This window comes from Stenotrophomonas maltophilia group sp. Smal12, from assembly GCF_037079935.1.
GTDB classification, from domain to species: domain Bacteria; phylum Pseudomonadota; class Gammaproteobacteria; order Xanthomonadales; family Xanthomonadaceae; genus Stenotrophomonas; species Stenotrophomonas sepilia.
Map to the genome: position 1 here is coordinate 1 of NZ_JBAWUK010000067.1, position 18,403 is coordinate 18,403.

The 18,403-nt window shown below is 66.3% G+C and carries 17 protein-coding genes; 13 read left to right on the forward strand and 4 right to left on the reverse strand.

The annotated features are described in order from the left end of the window. Nucleotides 1-683, forward strand: a 683-nt coding sequence (locus WDC87_RS19990; protein ID WP_336331323.1) for a hypothetical protein, incomplete at its 5' end; no start/stop codon positions are given. Between the two features lie 61 nt (nt 684-744). Here WDC87_RS19990 and WDC87_RS19995 read toward each other — a convergent pair. Continuing rightward, a complete protein-coding gene (locus WDC87_RS19995) occupies nt 745-1,500 on the reverse strand; it encodes a tetratricopeptide repeat protein (protein WP_252744705.1) in 756 nt (251 codons plus the stop codon). 167 nt (nt 1,501-1,667) lie between these two features. Here WDC87_RS19995 and WDC87_RS20000 point away from each other — a divergent pair, with 167 nt between their 5' ends. The 9 genes from WDC87_RS20000 (at nt 1,668) to WDC87_RS20040 (ending at nt 9,315) form a co-directional block, all read left to right on the forward strand. Beyond that, nucleotides 1,668-2,384: a hypothetical protein gene (locus WDC87_RS20000; RefSeq protein ID WP_252744706.1), complete on the forward strand. Its 717-nt coding sequence runs from the start codon at nt 1,668-1,670 to the stop codon at nt 2,382-2,384. Between the two features lie 272 nt (nt 2,385-2,656). Then, entirely contained in the window at nt 2,657-3,241 is a 585-nt protein-coding gene (locus WDC87_RS20005) for a fimbrial protein (protein ID WP_088476134.1), read from the forward strand. Between the two features lie 60 nt (nt 3,242-3,301). Next, on the forward strand, nt 3,302-4,042 hold the full coding sequence (locus tag WDC87_RS20010; RefSeq protein ID WP_197638671.1) for a fimbria/pilus periplasmic chaperone: 741 nt from the start codon (nt 3,302-3,304) through the stop codon (nt 4,040-4,042). Between the two features lie 35 nt (nt 4,043-4,077). Further along, the gene (locus WDC87_RS20015; protein ID WP_252744707.1) at nt 4,078-6,402 is read left to right on the forward strand and encodes a fimbria/pilus outer membrane usher protein; all 2,325 of its coding nucleotides are present in this window, start codon (nt 4,078-4,080) and stop codon (nt 6,400-6,402) included. Continuing rightward, on the forward strand, nt 6,348-6,761 hold the full coding sequence (locus WDC87_RS20020) for a FimD/PapC C-terminal domain-containing protein (RefSeq protein ID WP_252744708.1): 414 nt from the start codon (nt 6,348-6,350) through the stop codon (nt 6,759-6,761). The genes WDC87_RS20015 and WDC87_RS20020 overlap by 55 nt, the downstream gene beginning before the upstream one ends. A 5-nt stretch (nt 6,762-6,766) precedes the next feature. After that, nucleotides 6,767-7,825, forward strand: coding sequence for a fimbrial protein (locus WDC87_RS20025; protein WP_252744718.1), 1,059 nt, complete (start codon nt 6,767-6,769; stop codon nt 7,823-7,825). 1 nt (nt 7,826) lies between these two features. Next, the gene (locus WDC87_RS20030) at nt 7,827-8,321 is read left to right on the forward strand and encodes a fimbrial protein (RefSeq protein WP_088497465.1); all 495 of its coding nucleotides are present in this window, start codon (nt 7,827-7,829) and stop codon (nt 8,319-8,321) included. An 86-nt stretch (nt 8,322-8,407) separates the two neighbouring features. Further along, the gene (locus tag WDC87_RS20035) at nt 8,408-8,809 is read left to right on the forward strand and encodes a fimbrial protein (protein WP_146260231.1); all 402 of its coding nucleotides are present in this window, start codon (nt 8,408-8,410) and stop codon (nt 8,807-8,809) included. Between the two features lie 11 nt (nt 8,810-8,820). After that, a complete protein-coding gene (locus WDC87_RS20040; RefSeq protein WP_252744709.1) occupies nt 8,821-9,315 on the forward strand; it encodes a hypothetical protein in 495 nt (164 codons plus the stop codon). 83 nt (nt 9,316-9,398) lie between these two features. Here WDC87_RS20040 and WDC87_RS20045 read toward each other — a convergent pair whose 3' ends face one another. Beyond that, entirely contained in the window at nt 9,399-10,592 is a 1,194-nt protein-coding gene (locus tag WDC87_RS20045; RefSeq protein WP_252744710.1) for a TIGR00341 family protein, read from the reverse strand. After that, on the reverse strand, nt 10,589-10,774 hold the full coding sequence (locus tag WDC87_RS20050; RefSeq protein WP_172412152.1) for a hypothetical protein: 186 nt from the start codon (nt 10,772-10,774) through the stop codon (nt 10,589-10,591). The genes WDC87_RS20045 and WDC87_RS20050 overlap by 4 nt, the downstream gene beginning before the upstream one ends. Before the next feature lie 273 nt (nt 10,775-11,047). Here WDC87_RS20050 and WDC87_RS20055 point away from each other — a divergent pair, with 273 nt between their 5' ends. Together WDC87_RS20055 and WDC87_RS20060 are read left to right on the forward strand one after the other, a co-directional pair. Beyond that, nucleotides 11,048-13,708 carry an ATP-binding protein gene (locus WDC87_RS20055; RefSeq protein ID WP_252744711.1) on the forward strand — a complete coding sequence of 887 codons (2,661 nt, stop codon included), beginning with the start codon at nt 11,048-11,050 and terminating at the stop codon, nt 13,706-13,708. Between the two features lie 157 nt (nt 13,709-13,865). Further along, complete coding sequence (locus WDC87_RS20060) at nt 13,866-17,108, forward strand: hybrid sensor histidine kinase/response regulator (RefSeq protein WP_252744712.1); 3,243 nt, start codon at nt 13,866-13,868, stop codon at nt 17,106-17,108. Between the two features lie 11 nt (nt 17,109-17,119). Here WDC87_RS20060 and WDC87_RS20065 read toward each other — a convergent pair whose 3' ends face one another. Further along, the gene (locus WDC87_RS20065; protein WP_252744713.1) at nt 17,120-17,779 is read right to left on the reverse strand and encodes a response regulator transcription factor; all 660 of its coding nucleotides are present in this window, start codon (nt 17,777-17,779) and stop codon (nt 17,120-17,122) included. A 116-nt stretch (nt 17,780-17,895) separates the two neighbouring features. Here WDC87_RS20065 and WDC87_RS20070 point away from each other — a divergent pair, with 116 nt between their 5' ends. Then, on the forward strand, nt 17,896-18,300 hold the full coding sequence (locus WDC87_RS20070; protein ID WP_301655386.1) for a response regulator transcription factor: 405 nt from the start codon (nt 17,896-17,898) through the stop codon (nt 18,298-18,300). Nucleotides 18,301-18,403 lie beyond the last annotated feature (103 nt).

Below are 18,403 nucleotides of genomic sequence, written 5' to 3' on the forward strand. Positions count from 1 at the left end.
CGATCACCTGCTTCACCGCCTCTGCCCGGAACTCATCCGTGTACTGCTTGCTGTTGCCCATAAACACCTCGGTCATTGCCATCAATTATGGCAACCGGATGTCTACGAAAGGCTGGCCGGTCCATACCTCATGGACGCATCCGCCCAAAAAGGGTTTCATGTCTGGCATGACTGACGGGCAGCAACTACGCAACGCGCAATGGGGCAAGGTGTCGCGCCTGTTCAAGCCTGCGTTGATCATTAGCGCGGCGCTGGCGGCAAGCGCAGAAACGCTCTATCGCACAGGGGTATACCCGCGAGCCATCTTCGAAGCGGGCAGCGCTGATGCTCGAACCTGGTTGTATGTGGCATTGATGTACCTGATCGCCTTTCCAGTACTGTTTCTTTGGATGAGGCGACTGCTCGCAGGCTACCCCATGCCATGGAACCCGCCACTCAAGCGCTGGTTGCTGGGCGCGTTCTCCCTGATCCTCTGCAGCGGAATGATCATGCTGCCGGTCATCGTGCTGACTGTTGGAGGCAGCGCTGCAGGTCGCGGCAAAGGGCTGTATCAGCTGTTCACCGGCAGCCTCTTCGGCACATTCCTTGTGGGAACGGTGCTCGCCTACGGAGCGGCCCTGGGTGCATGGCTGCTGTTTATCGGAACCCCCAAGCTGCTCTTCCCCAAGCTGGGCTCGCGCTAGGCCGGCTGCGATAGTTCCCTTGAAGCCCCGGTGTTCGAGCCTGTCACCTGCTGCCGGGTCGTCAGTAGCCTCGCAACGCAGCCTTGGTTCGCTCCAGCCAAGCGGCATTGTGGCTGCGCGCGTGGCGCGACCAGTGCTGGGCATCGTCGATAATGCTGGCGAACAGGCTGCGGGCCTGCTCGCGGTCGTCGGGTTGCGGCTGCGCCATCAGCCATTCGGCGTAGAGGCAGCGGGCAGCCGCATCGTTTCCGCATTCCAGGGCGCGCTCGAATGCGGCGCGGGCTCCGGGGGCTTGCGCGGTTGCCAGTGCCTGCGCGTACAGCAGGGTCTGTTCCGGCTTGCGGCGCACGTCCGGGTGGCGTGCGAACAGGCCGTCCAGCGTCTCCACCGCAAGCTCGGGCTGCCCGGAATCGAGGCGGGCACGGGCAAGGCCGGTCAGGATGTAGGCATCGTCGCCCAGCGGCGAACTGGCTGCCTGCTCCAGCAGGGTTCTGGCTTCCTCCGCCTGGCCGGCATCCAGCAGCGTCATGCCCAGGCGAACCCGGTTCTGCACGGTGGGCGTGCGCGCCAGTTCGGCACGGGCGTTGCGAAGGTCCTGGCCCGGGTCCATGAGCTGCTTGGCGGAACGGACGACCTGTCGGGCGCCCCGCGAGTGGCGGACTTCCGGGAAGTAGATCGCCAGGAAGTAGACGACGCTGCCGAGCAGTGGGAACGAGAAGAGCAGGATGAGCCAGTAGAGGTTCTGGCCCGAGCGGATGGCGTGCACCGCGAAGTAGATGGCCGCCAGTACGTGGAGTCCGATTCCGATATAGGGCATGTGTGCCGCCTCGTCCTTGTGAGGGGTGGAACTATAGTCGGGGAGGGGTAGGGCGCCAATGGAGTGGCAGCGATCGAGCGTGACGCGTCACGTTAATAGGATGAGTTCTGCAGGGTCGAGCGCTGCATGCCACTATGTGGCGGGGCTGCATTGACGGAAGGGGATACATGGAACGTACGCAGAAGACGCTAACCATGGCCGATGTTGCGGGGTGGGGTTCGGCGCTGGTTACGTTTGGCTTGGTGCAAGGGGCTTTCTATCTGAAGGCTTACTGGGGTCACTTCGGCCTGGATCCTTTTCAGTTTGTTGCGGTGAGTGAGCTTGCACTGGCAGGGCTTGCGGGGATCGGCATGGTGTTGTTCCTTATTCTGATTGCGCTGCTGTTTGGAGGGTGGGTTGAGGGGAAGGTGACAGCGACGCCGTCCCAAGCCAATCTGCTGATGTGGCTGACCCTGGCTCTTTGTCTTGTTGGAATGGGTGCCTTGCTTTGGTGGACCAATGCCTGGCCCGTTTTGATAGGTGTGGCGCTGACGGGCATATGTGCAATGGCAGTACGCCTGTCCCCAGTGTTGCCGGCCGCCGTGAAGGACTCGCCGTGGCTGGTCTATGCGCTCGTGATGATTGTCTATGTCCCGATCTCGTCAAACTGGCTTGGCTTCGAGCGCGCCAAGGCGATCACTTCTGGCGCCAGCAAGTACACGGTCAATGTGACTATTGATGAGAAGGTGCAAGGCGGCCTGGGCCTAGTGGGGCGTTTGGGTGATAGCTATGTACTTTGGGACCCGGTACAGAAAGCTGCAGTTCTTATGCCAGTGGACGACGTGAGTAGGCTGGAGATTGCGCAAAAATCCGTTCTGCCTGCCAAACCAGTTCAGTCGCGATAAGGGCTCGTTATCACGGCTACAACCGTACCCCTGTCGTGGACCTGTGCCGTACGGGAGCCAGTCCACGTGTTTCGTGGTTGGCCCTTAACAATCATGCGCGGCAAATCTAGGCGCAGTCCGATAGAGCGCTCCGGGGGCCTTACCTAGGATTCTCTCCGCCAGCCGTGCACCGGCTGGCCGGACAGGACCTTCTCCCCAAGTGTCCGATCCGTCCCCGGCCACCGCCGCTTCGGCGGCGGTGGTTTCTTGCCGCCCGCGTGCGGATCACATCTGTGAAGAAGAACACCACCATCATGAAGCTCATTCCGATCGCTTCCGCTGCAAGCCTGCTGCTGGCCGCTTCGGCCGCCAGCGCCCAGTCCTATGGCTCGGGCACCATCGAGTTCACCGGCGAAGTCACCGACCTGACCTGCACCATTTCCGGTGGCGCCGGCGCCATCGGCACCACCAACGTCACCGTTCCGATGAGCGCGGTGCAGGCCAACCAGCTGGCAGCAGCCGGCGACGTTGCCGGTGAACACCCGTTCCAGCTGATCATCGGTGGCCCCGGCCAGGGCACGTGCCTGGACGGCAAGGTCGCCGAGCTGTACTTCGACCCGGCTGCCGGCCAGGTCGACGCCAGCAACGGCAACCTGCGCAACCAGGAAGCCAACGCGCCGGCAGCCAACACCCAGATCCAGGTGAAGTACAAGAATGCCGTGGTCGACCTGCGCGATCCGTCGTTCAAGACCGATCCGGTGACCATCACCAACAACACCGCCACGATCGACATGGCCAGCCAGTACGTCGCCAACGGTGGCGCTGCGGCCCCGGGCTTCGTGCAGTCGTACGTCAACTACAAGGTTGTCTACAACTGATCGCGGGAGGTCGCCGGCAGGCGCTGGCGGCCTCCTTCCTTCCCCGTTCCGAGGTGACCCATGAACGCCCTCCATCGCATCATCGCTGCTGCATTGCTGTCGCTCGTCGCGCTGGCTTCGCCGGCGGCCCATGCGTCGGTCGTGATCGGCGGTACCCGCGTGGTCTATCCCGCGCAGGACAAGGAAGTCACGCTCAAGTTCATCAATGAAGGCGAGCGCGCGACGCTGGTCCAGGTCTGGCTGGATGATGGCGATGACCAGTCCACGCCGGATACCGCCAAAGCCCCCTTCGTGGTCGCGCCACCGGTGTTCCGCCTGGACCCGAAGAAGCAGCAGACCACCCGCATCATGTTCACCGGCGCGGGCCTGCCGGCCGACCGGGAAACGCTGTACTGGCTGAACATGCTGGAAATCCCCCCGAAGAATGGCACTGCCAGCGCCAACATCCTGCAGTTCGCCTTCCGCACCCGCATCAAGGTGTTCTACCGGCCGTCGAACCTGGCAGGGGAGCCGGTGCTGGCTTACCAGAAGCTGCGCTGGACCCTGCACGCCGGTAAGGACGGCCTGGTTCTGCGTGCCGACAATCCGACCCCGTTCCACGTCAACTTTGCCAACGTCAGCCTCAATGTCGGCGGCCAGGAACAGGGCGGGCAGGGCGGCGGCATGGTCGCGCCGTTCTCACAGGCCGAGTTCCCGCTGAAGGATCTACGCGCGCGCCCGTCGGGCCAGCTGAAGGCTGCCGTTACGGTCATCAATGACTTCGGCGCGCTGGTTCCCACCGAGGCCGTATTGCAGCCCTGAGCCGCGCACCGCACCGCACCGCCGGAGAATCCATCATGAACGCCCGTTCCCGGGCGCCGGCCGCCGGCGCCCGCCGGTTCCAGCGCGCCCGCCTGCCGGGTGTGGTGGCCGCCATCCTGTTTGCCCCGGCCGTCGCGAGCGCCGGCAACGAAAGCCCGGACGATGTCGAGTTCGACGCCGCGTTCCTGCCGGTGGGGGCGTCCTCGCGCCTGGACCTGCAGCGGTTCTCGCAGGAAGACTACGTTGCGCCCGGTACCTACCGGGGGGACGTGCGTCTGAACGGCCAGTGGCAAGCGCGTGCGGACGTTGTCTACCGCGAGGTGGACGGCGTCTCGCGGCTGTGCCTGGACCCGGCCGCGCTGAAGCGCTACGGCATTGCGCCGGAGCGCCTGCACGCCGACCAGGCCCGGCAGCCGGCCCTGGCCTGGCCGGACGAACCCTTCTGTGGTGACCTGGGCGAGCGCGTGCCCGGTGCCACGGCGTCCTTCGATGCAGGCAGCCAGACCCTGGATCTGCAGGTGCCGCAGCTGTACCTGCGCAGCGAGGCGCGCGGCCATGTCGACCCCAGCGAGTGGGATGCCGGCGTGGCGGCGCTGTCGCTGGGCTACAACGCCAACGTCTATCGCTACAGCAATGGCGCTGCCCCGACCTACTCCGGGTTCCTTGGCCTGAACGCCTCGGGCCGCGTGGCGGGCTGGCAGCTGGTGCACCAGGGCGCGATGACGCGCGGTGGCAGCCAGTCGCAGCGCTACCGGTCAGCGGCCGCCTACCTGACGCACGACATCGTGCCGTGGAAGGCGCAGCTGATGGTCGGCGACACGTCCACTGCGGGCGACCTGTTCGAGAGCGTGCGCCTGCGTGGCGCCCGCCTGGGCAGCGACGACCGCATGCTGCCGCAGTCACAGCGCGGTTTCGCACCGGTAGTGCGTGGCATCGCCGAGACCAACGCCCGGGTGATCGTGCGCCAGCGTGGCAACGTCCTGCTGGAAACCAGCGTTGCACCTGGACCGTTCGAGATCAACGACCTGTTCCCGACCGGGTATGCCGGCGATCTCGACGTGGAAGTCGTCGAAGCCGACGGCCGCTCACGGCGGTTCACGCTACCGTACTCGGCGGTGCCGCAACTGCTGCGTCCGGGCCAGTCACGGTGGTCGGTAGCGGCCGGTCGTGTTGCCGAGGCCTCGCTGCTCGATGCGCCGGACGTCCTGCAGCTGCAGTACCAGCGCGGCCTGTCCAATGTGGTCAGTGCCTACGGCGGCGCCGTGGTGGGCGACAACTACCACTCGGTGCTGGCCGGTAGTGCGGTCAATACACGATTCGGCGCGCTGGCAATGGATGCGTCGTTGTCACAGGCCCGTGTACGCGGCCTGCCTGAGCTGTCCGGCAGCAGCTTCCGCGTGGCCTACAATCGAAGCATCGCCAGCACCGGCACCTCGTTTGCCATCGCGGCCTACCGCTATGCAACGGGTGGCTACGTGAGCGTGCGCGACTGGGCCAGCCTGCGTGACGCACAGGCACGTGATCTTGGCATCGATGCGGTGGCGCGCCAGCGCAACCGCATGGACCTGAGCGTCAACCAGCGCCTGGGGGAGCGCGGTGGCCAGTTGTTCGTCATCGGGACGCGGCGCGACTTCTGGAACACGGCAGGCCGCCAGCTTGACCTGAGCGTGGGCTACAGCAACCAGTGGAAGTCGCTGAGCTACAGCCTGAACTTCCAGCGCACGCGCGATTCGATCGATTTCATGCCGGGCTTCCTGCAGGATCGCATTCCCGGCGCGGATGCCGCGCCGCGTCCACAGTTGGCGCGGGCTGACAATCGCCTGATGCTGATGCTGTCGGTGCCCCTGGGGCGCACGCCCCGTGCGCCACAGCTCAATGCCACCCAGACCCGCAGCGACAATGCCGATCCCTCCACGCAGCTGTCGGCCAGCGGACTGTGGGCCCGCGACGACCGAGTCAATTACGGCGTGTCACTGGCGCGTATCGGCGGTGGCAACGCCCTGGACGTCAACGGCGGCTATCGCGGCGTCCGCGGCCAGGTGGCGGCCAATCTCAGCCGGGGGCCCGGCTATACCCAGATGGGCCTTGGCGCGTCGGGCGGGCTGGTGCTCCACGCGGGTGGGCTGACCCTGTCGCCGCCGCTGGGCGACACGGTCGCGCTGGTGCACGCGCCCGGCGCGGCGGGAATGCGGGTGGAGAACAGTGGCGGATCCCGCGTGGACAGGCGTGGGTTTGCGGTGGTGCCGTACCTGACGCCGTACCAGCTGAACACGATTTCGCTCGACCCAAGGGGGCCGGCTACAGCGTGGAGCTGCAGGAAACCGCACGCGCGGTGGCGCCGCGTGCCGGCGCCCTGGTGAAGCTCGATTTCAGTACGCGCGCCAGCCGTGGGCTGATGGTCGACACGCAGACCGAAGACGGCCGCCCGTTGCCGTTCGGCGCGGAGGCCACCGATGCCAGCGGCGCCACGGTCGGCGTGGTGGGGCAGGGCAGCCGCCTGCTGCTCAGTGGCCTTCAGTCGTCCGGGCCGGTGCAGGTGCAATGGGGCGAGGGCGCCGACCACCAGTGCGTGGTGGACGTGCAGATTCCCGACGGCCCTGTCAGCGGCCAGTACGCCGTGCTCAGCGCGCAATGCCGATCCCCCGTCGTCCATGCCAACGGTGACGCGCCGCCCGCGCGCCGGGTTACCACCACCACCTTCCAGGAGAACGCACCGTGATTCGCATGCCTCTGGTCGCGCGATTGATCGCGCTTGTCCTGTTGATGGCCGCAGCGCCTGCGCTTGCGCAGAACTGCAGATTCCATAATGGGACCGGCACACTCGCCAACGTTGCCAATCTGTCGGGCAGCATAACGGTTGGCCCGGATGTGCCTGTCGGTGCGGAGTTGTACCGAGCCAGCTATCAACCCGGTCCTGCAAACGAGGTCACCTGCACTGCCGGCCCTGCTGATCGCGTGCGTCAGCTCACATCCATGCCCTATGGACCCTCCGGCTATGTGCATCCTCAGTACGGCACGGTCTACAACACCAATGTCCCTGGGGTTGGGGTCGCGGTCTGGAATGCGAGCCAAGGCTTTCCAATCACCACCACGCAACAGGTCGTTCCGGATCCAAATACCATCTGGCTCCTGTATCCACTGCAGACCTTCGGTGTCAGCCTGATCAAGACCGGACCGATAACGGCCGGCACGGTCACTGGCGCGAACCTGCCGCGCTTCGAATACCGCATGACCGGCGCCAACAGCGCGCTCCAGCTCTGGAACGGGCGGGTGCAAGGCTCGCTGTCCATCGTTGCACGCACCTGCACCGCTGCAGACATTTCGGTGAATCTTGGCGATCACCGCGTGACGGAGATTCCCGCCGTTGGCAGCGGGACACAATGGGTCAACGTACCGGTAACGCTGAGCAATTGCCCGGCGTTCTACGGCCGCTACCGCGGCAACCTCACCACGGGAACGGTACAGACGGCCAATGGGCGCGTCGACAACACCCTCCGCTTCCGCGTGGATCCGGTCACGGCCGTGGCGGATAGCGCGCGCTCGGTGATGATGCTGCAGAACGACGGCGTGAACACCACGGCGACCGGCATCGGCATCCAGATAGGGACCGCGGCCGACGAGTCGGTGGGCTTTGGCAGCATGCGTGATTCCGGACTGGCGCTAAGCGAGACCGACAACGCTTCCTACACGCTGATGCTGCGTGCGCGCTATACCCGCTACGCCGCTGCCGCGTCATCGGGACAGGCGAACGGTGCCGCCACCATTACCCTGGAGTACTACTGACATGCACGCACGATGGCTGCTGCTGGCGCTGCTGTGCGGGGCCGCCCTGCCGGTGGCGGCGGCGGACCTCACCGTCCGCTTCACCGGCAGGTTCCTGGCCGGGACCTGCCAGCTGAGCGTGCAGGACGTCGATCTGGGCACGTTCCAGGCAACGTACTTCACCACCAGCACGCAGTCACCTGCCGTTGCCTTCGTGCTGGAGCGCAAGAACTGCACCGATGACCTGCGAACCCTGCACGTCCGCTTCGTCGGCGCCGCCGACAGCAGCAACGCCAGCTATTTCGCCATTCCGCCGACGGGCGGCGTGCAGGGGCTGGCCATCCGCCTGCAGAGTGCCACCGGCACGCTCTACGCACCCAACCAGCCCGCGTTTGACTGGCCCACCGGCGGCGATGCCGCAGGCCAGCGCGCACTCGGCGCGCTACTGGTCCGCACCGGCAATGTCACTGCAGGCGCGGTCCGTACCCCCATCACTGTCCAGGTCACCTACAACTGAGGTCTCCCATGTCCCGTCCGCTTCTCTCCCTGAGCTTGTTGCTTTGCGCTGCCACAGTGCACGCGCAGGACAGCCAGGTTTTCACGATGTCCGGTGAAATCCTGCCAGGCGTCTGCAAGGTCGCGTTCCCCGATGTGGATCTGGGGTCCCATCAGGCGTCCTTGTTCACCGGCAGCTATGCCACGGCCTATGTGGACTTCAGTGGCACCGTCAGCGACTGCGACGCGCAGGTGCTGAGGGTCGCCATGACCTTCACCGGTGCGGCCGACAGCAGCAACGCGTCGCTGTTCCAGGGGGTTCCCGGCGTGGGCATCGAACTGGTGCGCATGGTCGGTGCCGTCAACGTGCCGATTGCACCGGGTGGCCGTACCCAGTACACCACCGCCGCCGGCGTGTATCCATACCGTGCGCGCTTCCGGCAGTCCGCTGCAACGGTGGGCGCGGGCCGCGTGACGCGTCCCATCACCGTTTCGCTCACCTACAACTGAGGCTGCAGCCGATGTGCACTGTCGCCCTCCGCCTGCCTCCCATTCTGCTGGCGCTGGCCCCGCTGTTCGCTGCGGGCCATGCGGCCGCGCAGACGACCACCACGTTCAACGTCACCGGCACCATTCTGCCGGGCGTCTGCCGCATCGCCGTGGCCGACGTCAATCTGGGCAGCTATCAGGCAACACTGTTCACCGGCGCGTATACCTCGCCGTTCCAGCCGGTGAATGTTGTGGTCAGCCAGTGTGACCCGCTGGTGACCCGGGTTGCCCTGCGTTTCGATGGCACTGCCGACACCAGCAATGCCCAGCTGTTCCAGGGTGTGCCTGGCATCGGCGTCGAGCTGCAGTACACCAGCAGCGGGGCCCGCGTCGCCCCTGGCGGAACGGCCCAGATGGCCACGGCTGCGGCGACGCACGCATTCCGCGCACGCTTCGTGCAGAGCCGCGCAACGGTATCGGCCGGTACGGTCAGCCGACCGATCACGGTAACCATGACGTACAACTGATCACGCGGGTGGGGGACGGCACCCGGGGCCGTCCCCTCGCGTTTCAGGCGCAGGACAGGGCTGCTGCGCGCAGCGGCGCCTCGCTAGCGGAGGCTGTCCGCGCTGTGCGATCCATCGCCCTGCTCCTGTGCAGCGCTTTCCTCACGCAGCACGCGTGAGCGTTCCGCCACGATCTCATCCATCTCGACACGCAGCGCCCGGGTCTCGGCGGACAGGCTGGCAACGTTGAGCCGCAGGCCATCGATATCGGCCCGGTTGCGCAGTCCGTCCTCGTTGGCCTCCAGGGTCTGCCTGACGCGCAGGGATACCGGGGCCGCCAGCCGCGCGGACAGCCGACCTGCCAGATTGCCCTGGGCATTGTTGATATAGGCCGGGACCAGCGCCACCACGTCGATGACATAGCGATGCTCGGCACGCACCACGGACATGTGTTCAATCGACGCACGGCGATCGCCCAGGTACCGGGTAACCACGGCGCGGGCCTGGTTTGCGGCCCAGGTCTGCTGCCCGATCTCGCGCAGGGCCAGTCCCAGCGGCAGCGCCAGCAGAATGAACGTGGTGGCGATCACCCCCGCTTGCCAGGCGGTGTGGCGAGGTGAGTTCTCCATCCCGAACCCGTACCACTTGGCAATCAGTGTCACGCTCAGGGCAATCGCCAGCAGGTTGGTCATGAAAAGGAACATCGCGCCCCCAGCCGCGCGCATGTCGCCCGTCGCCAGCCCAAACGCGACCACTGCCAACGGCGGCATCAGGGCGGTCGCAATTGCAACGCCCACAATGGACTCTCCCTTCCGGGTAATCACTGCGTAGCCGCCGGCCAGCCCTGACAGCAGCGCCACCAGCAGGTCGAACAGGGTGGGTTGCGTGCGTGCAAGGATCTCACTGGTCGCCTCGCGTAGCGGCGACAGCCATACGATGCACATGGCGGTCAGCAGCGCCAGCGCCATGCCCACAAGCAGCGCAAGCAGTGCACGGCCCATCATCCGGAAATCGACCACGCACAGCGAAAAACCCAGCTGCACGATGGGGCCCATCAGCGGCGAGATCAGCATCGCACCGATCACGACGGCCCCGGAGGACTGAAGCAGCCCCAGGATCGCGATACCGCAGGACATCACTGCCATGAACGTGAAGCGCGGGCTGAGCCCGCCACCGTCACTCACGTTGGCGATGACGGCATCGTGGTCGACGGCGGCAAGCATGCGGTTGCGCCACCGGCTCCAGCCATGGTGGGCGGATGCCAGGACACTCACCAGCAGCGTTGGCACGGCACTCATCGATCCGCTCCCGGCTGCGCGGGTGAATGCAGCGCTTCGGCCCGTTGCAGCCGGTGGAAGTAGTCCAGGAGGGCCAGCGCCTCTGCGAGGCAGGTACGGCCGCCAAGCAGCTGACGGCCGCGCATGACATTCCAGTGGCCGTACTCGGTGTAGATGAGGGTGTGTCGGGAAAGATCTGCCATGGAGATGCCTGGGAAACAAAGAGGGTCGAACGCGTATCGTCAGCCAGCGTGGTGCGGTAGCCCATCGGACGACGCCCATTCCGCGGGGGATCCGAAGCGTGACACGGACGTCCACGCACCCACGCCAGCCGTGCGGCCGCGTTGCGCCACAGCGCGGCAGAAAGTCAGCCGCGTCCTATGTGGCTGTCTGCCAGGGGCCGATAGGGTGGCCGCTCCCTTTCACTTTCTCCGGTATGGCCCGCATGTTCCTTGGCGGGCGCATCCACAGCAACAATGTTCCGTTTCTTCCGCTCCGCACACCTGCGCCAGGACGCCTCGCCTGATGCTACCGACGATTGCGACCTCGCTGCGCTCCGCAAGTACCAGCGCGGCGTGCTGCTGGGCGGCGGCTGCCTGCTCAGCGTCGCTATCGTGGCCGGGCTGATCGCGCTGGCGCTGTTCCACGCAGATGGCTTTGCGGCGCGGCGGTCGGAAGCGCTGCAGCGCAGCCTTGCCATCGTCGAGGCCCACTTGGCGGCGTCGGATGCGGCCCACCTTCGGCTGTTGAGCATGGCCGAGTACGCCTGGCGGCATCGCCCGGACAATGATGCGCGGACGCTGGAAGTGGACCGTGCCAACTATCTGCGTGCCGGACAGCGGGCCGTCATGACCGCTGGCACCGAGAGCGTGCCGCAGACGGTGCTGGGTGCCGGCACCGATGCCTGGCCCGTTGACCGTCTGGATCGCTATCTCATGCTGGCGCACTCGCTGTCGATCATCCGCCGGCTGGGCGGCGCCGGCGGCCGGTCCAGCGAATCGGAGTCGAGCTTCTTTCTTGATCCGCGCGGCCAGCTGCTGGTACTGGGCGAGGGCATGAGCGAACAGCATCTTCTGTCGGCCACGGGAGAAAAGGACCGTGCGCAGCTCATCGGTCGGCTCGCGGCGCTGTCCCGCACCGGCGTCGACGACGCGGAGGCGTATGGCACGCACGCCACCCGGATGGAACTGGTGCGCCATCCGGTGTCGGGGGCTCCGGCGATCGCCAGTGCCCTGGTGGCGCGTGACGGTGCCACGGTGATCGGTACGTTCGTCACGCTGGAATCAACGGCACCGCTGTCCCGGTCAATGCGCATCGCCGACGGTGGCGTGTCGTTCGTGCTGACTGGCGACGGCCGCGTGGTGGCGGGCACCGGCAGCCCCAAAGCGCTGGATCTGGGCGAGGTGACCCGGCATCTTCTGGACGCGGAGCAGAAGGGGCGCACGCTGGTCACCTTCCGCCAAGGGCTGCGCTTCTTCCAGGTGGTCCGTATCGAGGAGGCTGACTGGGCACTGGTCAGCACGTACTGCATCGCCGATGTCATTGCCGATGGGCAACGCCTGTACATCGCCGCCGCGTCGTTGGCGTTCGGCCTGTTGCTGGGTCTTTGGACGCTGCTGGCCTGGCTGCATTGGCGCGCCTTCGGGCCCGCGCTGGCACGCGCCGCGCGCGTTTACCAGGGCGAACAGCTCAGCCGCGCGTTGATCCAGCTGTCACCGGTGGGACTGTGCCTGCTCGATCGCCACAGCGGTGACCCGGTGGTGCAGAACGACATGATGCGTCAGCTCGCCGCCGCCGCCGAGCGACGCGGCGCCATGCTCTATGCCCGCATGGTCGACCAGGCCTCGGCGATCCTGCTGCTGCCTGATACCACCATCGCCGAGTTCGAGGTGTCGGTGCCGGATCCCCAGGGCCAGGCGCCTGTCGTGCTGCTGGTGGGGGCGACCAGTGCCAGCTATCAAGGGCGCATGGTACTGCTGTGCGCCGTGCGCGACTTGAGTGCGCGAATCGAACTGGAGCAGCAGCAGAAGCAGGCGCGCGAGTCGGCGGAGGCCGCCAGCCGCGCAAAGAGCCGCTTCCTGGCGGCCATGAGCCACGAGATCCGCACGCCGTTGCATGGCATCCTGGGTCACCTGGAGTTGCTCGGCCGCTCTGCGCTGGACGACAACCAGCAGGCACGGCTTCGGCGGATTACCCAGGCTGCGGACTCGCTGCTGCAGATCATCAACGACGTGCTGGATTTCTCCCGCGCGGAATCCGGGCACCTGGACCTGGTTGCGGAGACCTTCGAACCGGTGACGCTGCTGGAGCGGGTCGCGCTGCTGTTCTCGCCACTGGCCGAAGCAAAGGGCCTGGTATTGGACGTCATGGTCGATGATGCAGTGCCGGCCAGGCTGGTCGGGCCGCAGGCACGCGTCGAGCAGGTCCTGCGCAACCTGGTCAGCAATGCAGTGAAGTTCACCCCGTCCGGTCGTGTCGAACTGAGGGCTGACTGGGTGCCCGATACGGACGGTTCCCAGCTGCAGCTGCAGGTCATCGACTCCGGCATCGGCATGACGGAGACGCAGATGGCAAGGCTCTTCCAGCCCTATGTGCAGGCGGACGCCAGCATCATCACCCGTTTTGGCGGGTCTGGGCTGGGGCTTTCACTGTGCCGTGAACTGAGCAGCTGCATGGGGGGCACCATCCATGCCAGCAGCACGCCCGGCGTCGGCAGTGTCTTCACCTTCTGCATACCGGTCCAGGCGGTTCCGGCTGCCGGGACGCTGCCCTTGGCTGACCGCTCGGTGCTCCTGAGTTCCTCGGCCAGCGGGTGGCGGGACGAGCTGCGGCGCCGGCTTGAACGCTGGGGCGCCACCGTGATCATCGTGAGCGAGGCCGACGCCTGGCCCGCCGAACACTGGGAGGCGCACGTTCCGCTCGTTGCATTCGAGAGAAGTCCCGCGCGGACGGAAGTGGCGTCGTGGGCGGGACGGCGGCGGGTGATCCTGGTATCTGCCGACGGTCCGCTGAAGCCGCAGGTGCGGGGAAATGCGTGGCGCGTGTCCTGCTATTCCAGTGATGGCCTGCTGCAGGCCCTGCTGGTTTCCTCGCAGCGGGGCGTGCCGACACTGGCGGTGGAAAGGGGCATGCACTAGATTCATGGCCACCCCCTTGCCCGTGCGCGGGAATGCCATGCCTCCGGCCTCGCCTGAGTTGCCTTCCGCCCCGTTGCAGGCACTCCACCGTTCACAGCGCCGGCTGCTGTTAGGGGGAGGGGGGCTGATCACGTTGCTGGTGCTGTTGACCAAAGCGGTGAGCATTTTTGCCGGCGTGGGCGAATTCCATGACCGCGAGCGCCAGAAGTTCTTCGAGGCCCGCGGCGCGATCGATTACTTCCTGGTGCAACGTGACCGTGCCTATGCAGGAAGCGTGAACGCCAACGACGTGATGTGGAGCGGGCAGCGGGAAGAACTGCGGCGCCTGGGTCGGCCGATGGTGGCCAACTACCTGTCGCAGGACATGCGAACGGTGGTCCGGGCAGAAGGTCCGGCATCGGTGCCGTGGCTGGTGCTGGGCGATCCCGAGCGGCCGATGCCACAGCCTGAGCTGGAAGCCTATCTGGGCATGATCTATCAGTACTCGCTGTACACGACTGCGGCGATCAGTTCGATGCAGGGGAGCAGCCCGGCCATGGTGTATGGCTATGACCCGCAGGCGCGGCTGATGGCACTGCCCGGCGTGGTTGACGAGGCGCAGCTGCTGCGGGGGCTGCGCGCAGATTCGCGGGCACAGGCGTTCGCACTGTTGAAGGGCATCGAGCGCCAAGCACCGCTGCAATCTCCAGACCCCGGTCCGATGGAAAGCGCCGCTAGGGGCCATCGCCTGGCCTCGCTGTTCGGCCGCAACCCGCTGGATGGCCGGCCCTCGCTGGTGGGCATTCTCACCCTGGCCGAGGGCACCACGCCCTATTTCCGGCGGGTCACCTTCGAGCCGATCAGCAGCATCGGCTCGCGCCTGGAGGCGACCGCCGCCGACAGCTATCTGCTGACCGGGCCCACCGGTGAAGTGGTGCTGGCAAAGGGCCCCCTCAGCCGGGAGGCCAATGCGCTCGGCCCGCTGCTGGCGCAGCAGGACACACGCAACGTGACACGGCTGTCCTTCCAGCATCTGTTTGCGGTAAGCGGGGGGCTGTCAGGGACGGACTGGCGCTTCACGCGTCTTTACGACTGGAGCGCGCTGTGGCGCGACCAGGGGATGGCCATCGTTGCGCGGCTGCTGACGGCACTGTCGATCATCGCAGCGCTCTGGCTGCTGCTCTGGCGGGTGGAGCGCAAGGTCATGGCGCCGGCCCTGGCCGAGGCATCGCGCGTCTACGAAAGCGAAGCGCTCAGCCAGACCATCATCGGCACGGCGCCGGTGGGCTTGGCACTGCTCAGCTGCGATGATGGTGCTCCCCTTCTGCAGAACCAGGTCGCACGCGAACTGGCGACGCAGCCGGCGGGCTATTCGACGACCCCGGCGCTCTATGCCGCGCTGGTAGAGCAGGCGCATGCCTTGCCCGGTGCGCGCAAGGAGTTCAACTGGACGCTGCACGACGCGGGTGCAGCGCCGATCCAGCTTCAGGTGGCGTTGGCCATCGCACGCTATCGCGACCAGACCGTGTGGGTCTGCGCGCTGCGTGATGTCACGGCGCAGATGGAACTGCAGCAGACCCTGGAGCGCGCCAGTCGCGATTCCGAGGATGCCCGCGCCGCTGCGGAGGCGGCCAACCGGGCGAAGAGCGCCTTCGTCGCCACCATGAGTCACGAAATCCGCACACCGCTCAACGGCATCCTCGGCCATCTGGAACTACTGGCACGCTCACCGTTGCAGCCTGCGCAGCAGGAGCGCGTGCAGCGCATCCGGCTGTCGGCGGACTCACTGATGGCGATCATCAGTGATGTGCTCGATTTCTCGAAGATCGAGGCCGGGCAGTTGGATATCGACCCGGCTCACTTCAACGTTCGTGAACTGATCGAGCAGGCCACGCTGCTGTATGCGCCCGAGGCGCACAAGAAGGGCGTGAAGCTGTTCTATATGATCGATGGCGAGCTTGAGGATGCCTACCAGGCAGATGCGCATCGCATCCGGCAGATCATCAACAACCTGCTGAGCAACGCGGTGAAGTTCACCGAGTCCGGACGCATCACGCTGCACGCCGGGCTCGGGAACTGCCTGCAGCCGAACCAGAGCGTGCTGCGGCTGCGGGTCGTGGACTCCGGCATTGGCATGTCCGACGAGCAGCTTGCGCATCTGTTCCGTCCCTTCGAGCAGGGCGATGCCAGCGTGTCCCGGCGTTACGGTGGCAGCGGGCTGGGGTTGGCGCTGTGCAGGCAACTTGCGCATCTGCTGGGCGGCAGCATCCAGGCCGAAAGTACGCTGGGTGTCGGCACCGTGTTCACCCTGGAGGTGCCGGTTCACCCTGTCGATGCGCCGCATGGCGGTGACCAGCCGCTGTCGGGCACCACCGTGACGCTGCTTTCCGCAGCGCCGGAGTGGCGGCAGGAAATCGGGCAGGTCCTGCAGCGCTGGGGCGCGGGGTTGACCGTCCTTGATCGTCCGGCCGCGCTGCCCGCCGATGCCGCAACGACAACGCTGTTGATTTTCGGCGAGCGCCGCGCATGGCCGGAGGAGGATGAGCAGGCGCTGTGCAGCCTCCACGCCCGGTTGGTGCGCGCGTACCCGAGCGGCCCCCTGGCCCCCGAACGCCGTCCTGATGGCGTGCACGTCACCAGCTATTCCAGCCGGGCGCTGCTGCGCGCGTTGCTGCAGGATGCGATGGGAGCGGAAGCGCCATCGCCGGTCGCCGCGCAGGCACGGCCGCCGGCGGGACGGGGAAGGGTGCTGCTGGTGGAGGACAATCCGGTGAACCGCGAGCTGATCCAGCAGCAGCTGGAGGAGCTCGGCTGGCATGTGGGCACCGCCGAGGATGGCCAGGCCGCGCTGAGCCTGTGGCCGTCAGCCAGCTGGGACGTCGTGCTGACCGACATCAACATGCCGGTGATGGACGGCTACGAGCTGGCCCAGGCGCTGCGTGCACGCGGGGATAAGGTGCCGATCCTGGCGATCACCGCAACCGCACTGGCCAGCGAGCGGGAGCGCTGCCGGCAGGCGGGCATCGATGGGCTGCTGCTCAAGCCCCTGGATCTGGAACGGCTGTCGGCGGCGTTGTCCCGCTATGTTCCCCCCAGCAACCGCAGGGCGTCCCCGTCGGCCGCGGGGGAGGGGCTGCCGCTGAAACTTCGGGCCCTGTTCGTGGAAAGCGGCGCGCGTGATCTTGACGTCCTTGCCGCCGCGCTGCGGGAAGGGCAGCAGGCCGCGCTGCTGGACAAGGTCCATTCCCTGAAGGGCGTGCTGTTGATGATGGGGGAGCGTCCGCTAGGTGAGCGCTTTGGTGCTGTGGAGCACCGCCTGCGCGAGCACGACACGGTGGATGAAGCCGAGCTGCAGGCGCTTCTCGCGTCCCTGTCCGCGCTCATCGACAGCTATCGGGAGGGCCTGCCGGACGGCTCGTGAGCGAACGCCGATCAGTCCGGATCGGGGCCGTTTGAACGCAGGCCGAGTTCCGTCGCGAACTTGAAGAGATCGGCTTCCTTGTCGATGCCCAGCTTGGCCATCCCGATCCGCTTTTGCGTGCTGATGGTCTGCTTGCGCCTGTCCAGGCGCTCGGCAATTTCGTTGATGCCAAGCCCCGACACGAACAGCGTCAGCACTTCACGTTCCCGTGGCGAGAGCGCTATCTTCCTTGACGCTGCGGCATGGTGTGGCAAGATCTGCGCGACCGACGGCGAGAGGTAGCGCCGGTTGGCCCACGCCGCAGCGATGGCCGCCGGAACATGGCTGGTGTCATCGGCCTTGCTGAGGATATGGGTGATGCCGCGCTGATAAAGTGACTGGATGACCACCGGCTGGTCCATGCCCGTCATCACGATCACACGCAGGTCGGGGTAGCGTTCGCGGAGTGTATCCAGCAGGGCGAGGCCGTCGCCGTGCGTGCCGCCCGGCATGGCGTAGTCGGTCACCACGACATCACATGCGGTACTGTCCAGCAGCGCCACCAGCTCCGAGGAGTCGGACGCCGTTCCAATGCACTGCAGCGTGGGAACCGCATCGATTGCGGCCTCGATTCCCATGCGGATGACCGGGTGGTCGTCTGCAATGGCTACACGAATGATCGGATGAGACATGCAACAGCCCCGCGCTGAAGTTGGCCCGCCACACCGGCGACCCGCCGCCGCAACTATAGGCCAGGCGACCGCGTGTTGGCATGCCTGGCGATACCTGCAACCAAGAGGATGACTGTATGGCCTTGAGCCTGGTCGTTGCCGACGACCATCCCGTGATGCTGGCCGGCATGGAAATGCTGCTGCGCTCCGAACCCGGCATCGCGGTCGCTGGCCTGGCCAGCGACTCGACCGGACTGGTTGCGCTGCTGAGCGCCGCATCGGTGGACGTGGCCGTCTGTGACTTTTCGATGCCGAACGGACGCTACGGCGACGGAGTGACCCTGCTCAGATTCCTCCAGCGGCGGTTTCCCAACCTGAAGCTGGTGGTGCTCACCGGCATGGAGAGTCCGCTGGTCCTGCGCTCCATCCAGGCCGCCGGGGTGACGTGCATCGTGAGCAAGAGCGATTCGCTGGAGCACGTGGTTCCTGCGGTGCATGCGGCGTGGTCCGGCCTGCCGAGTGGACCGGCCAGAGTTCTGTAGACACTCAGTTGCCGCTCTGCGCGTAGCGCCTTTCAAACTCTACCGGTGACACGCCGCCAGCGGAACCATGCCGGCGGATCGGGTTGTAGAACATCTCGATGTA

What these genes read in the sequence shown, in the direction of transcription:
- WDC87_RS20045 (WP_252744710.1), bottom strand. Translation starts at nt 10,592, where the DNA reads ATGAGTGCCGTGCCAACGCTGCTGGTGAGTGTCCTGGCATCCGCCCAC.
- WDC87_RS20015 (WP_252744707.1), top strand. Translation starts at nt 4,078, where the DNA reads ATGAACGCCCGTTCCCGGGCGCCGGCCGCCGGCGCCCGCCGGTTCCAG.
- WDC87_RS20000 (WP_252744706.1), top strand. Translation starts at nt 1,668, where the DNA reads ATGGAACGTACGCAGAAGACGCTAACCATGGCCGATGTTGCGGGGTGG.
- WDC87_RS20070 (WP_301655386.1), top strand. Translation starts at nt 17,896, where the DNA reads ATGGCCTTGAGCCTGGTCGTTGCCGACGACCATCCCGTGATGCTGGCC.
- WDC87_RS20010 (WP_197638671.1), top strand. Translation starts at nt 3,302, where the DNA reads ATGAACGCCCTCCATCGCATCATCGCTGCTGCATTGCTGTCGCTCGTC.
- WDC87_RS20030 (WP_088497465.1), top strand. Translation starts at nt 7,827, where the DNA reads ATGCACGCACGATGGCTGCTGCTGGCGCTGCTGTGCGGGGCCGCCCTG.
- WDC87_RS20050 (WP_172412152.1), bottom strand. Translation starts at nt 10,774, where the DNA reads ATGGCAGATCTTTCCCGACACACCCTCATCTACACCGAGTACGGCCAC.
- WDC87_RS20055 (WP_252744711.1), top strand. Translation starts at nt 11,048, where the DNA reads ATGTTCCGTTTCTTCCGCTCCGCACACCTGCGCCAGGACGCCTCGCCT.
- WDC87_RS19995 (WP_252744705.1), bottom strand. Translation starts at nt 1,500, where the DNA reads ATGCCCTATATCGGAATCGGACTCCACGTACTGGCGGCCATCTACTTC.
- WDC87_RS20025 (WP_252744718.1), top strand. Translation starts at nt 6,767, where the DNA reads ATGCCTCTGGTCGCGCGATTGATCGCGCTTGTCCTGTTGATGGCCGCA.
- WDC87_RS20035 (WP_146260231.1), top strand. Translation starts at nt 8,408, where the DNA reads ATGTCCGGTGAAATCCTGCCAGGCGTCTGCAAGGTCGCGTTCCCCGAT.
- WDC87_RS20040 (WP_252744709.1), top strand. Translation starts at nt 8,821, where the DNA reads ATGTGCACTGTCGCCCTCCGCCTGCCTCCCATTCTGCTGGCGCTGGCC.
- WDC87_RS20065 (WP_252744713.1), bottom strand. Translation starts at nt 17,779, where the DNA reads ATGTCTCATCCGATCATTCGTGTAGCCATTGCAGACGACCACCCGGTC.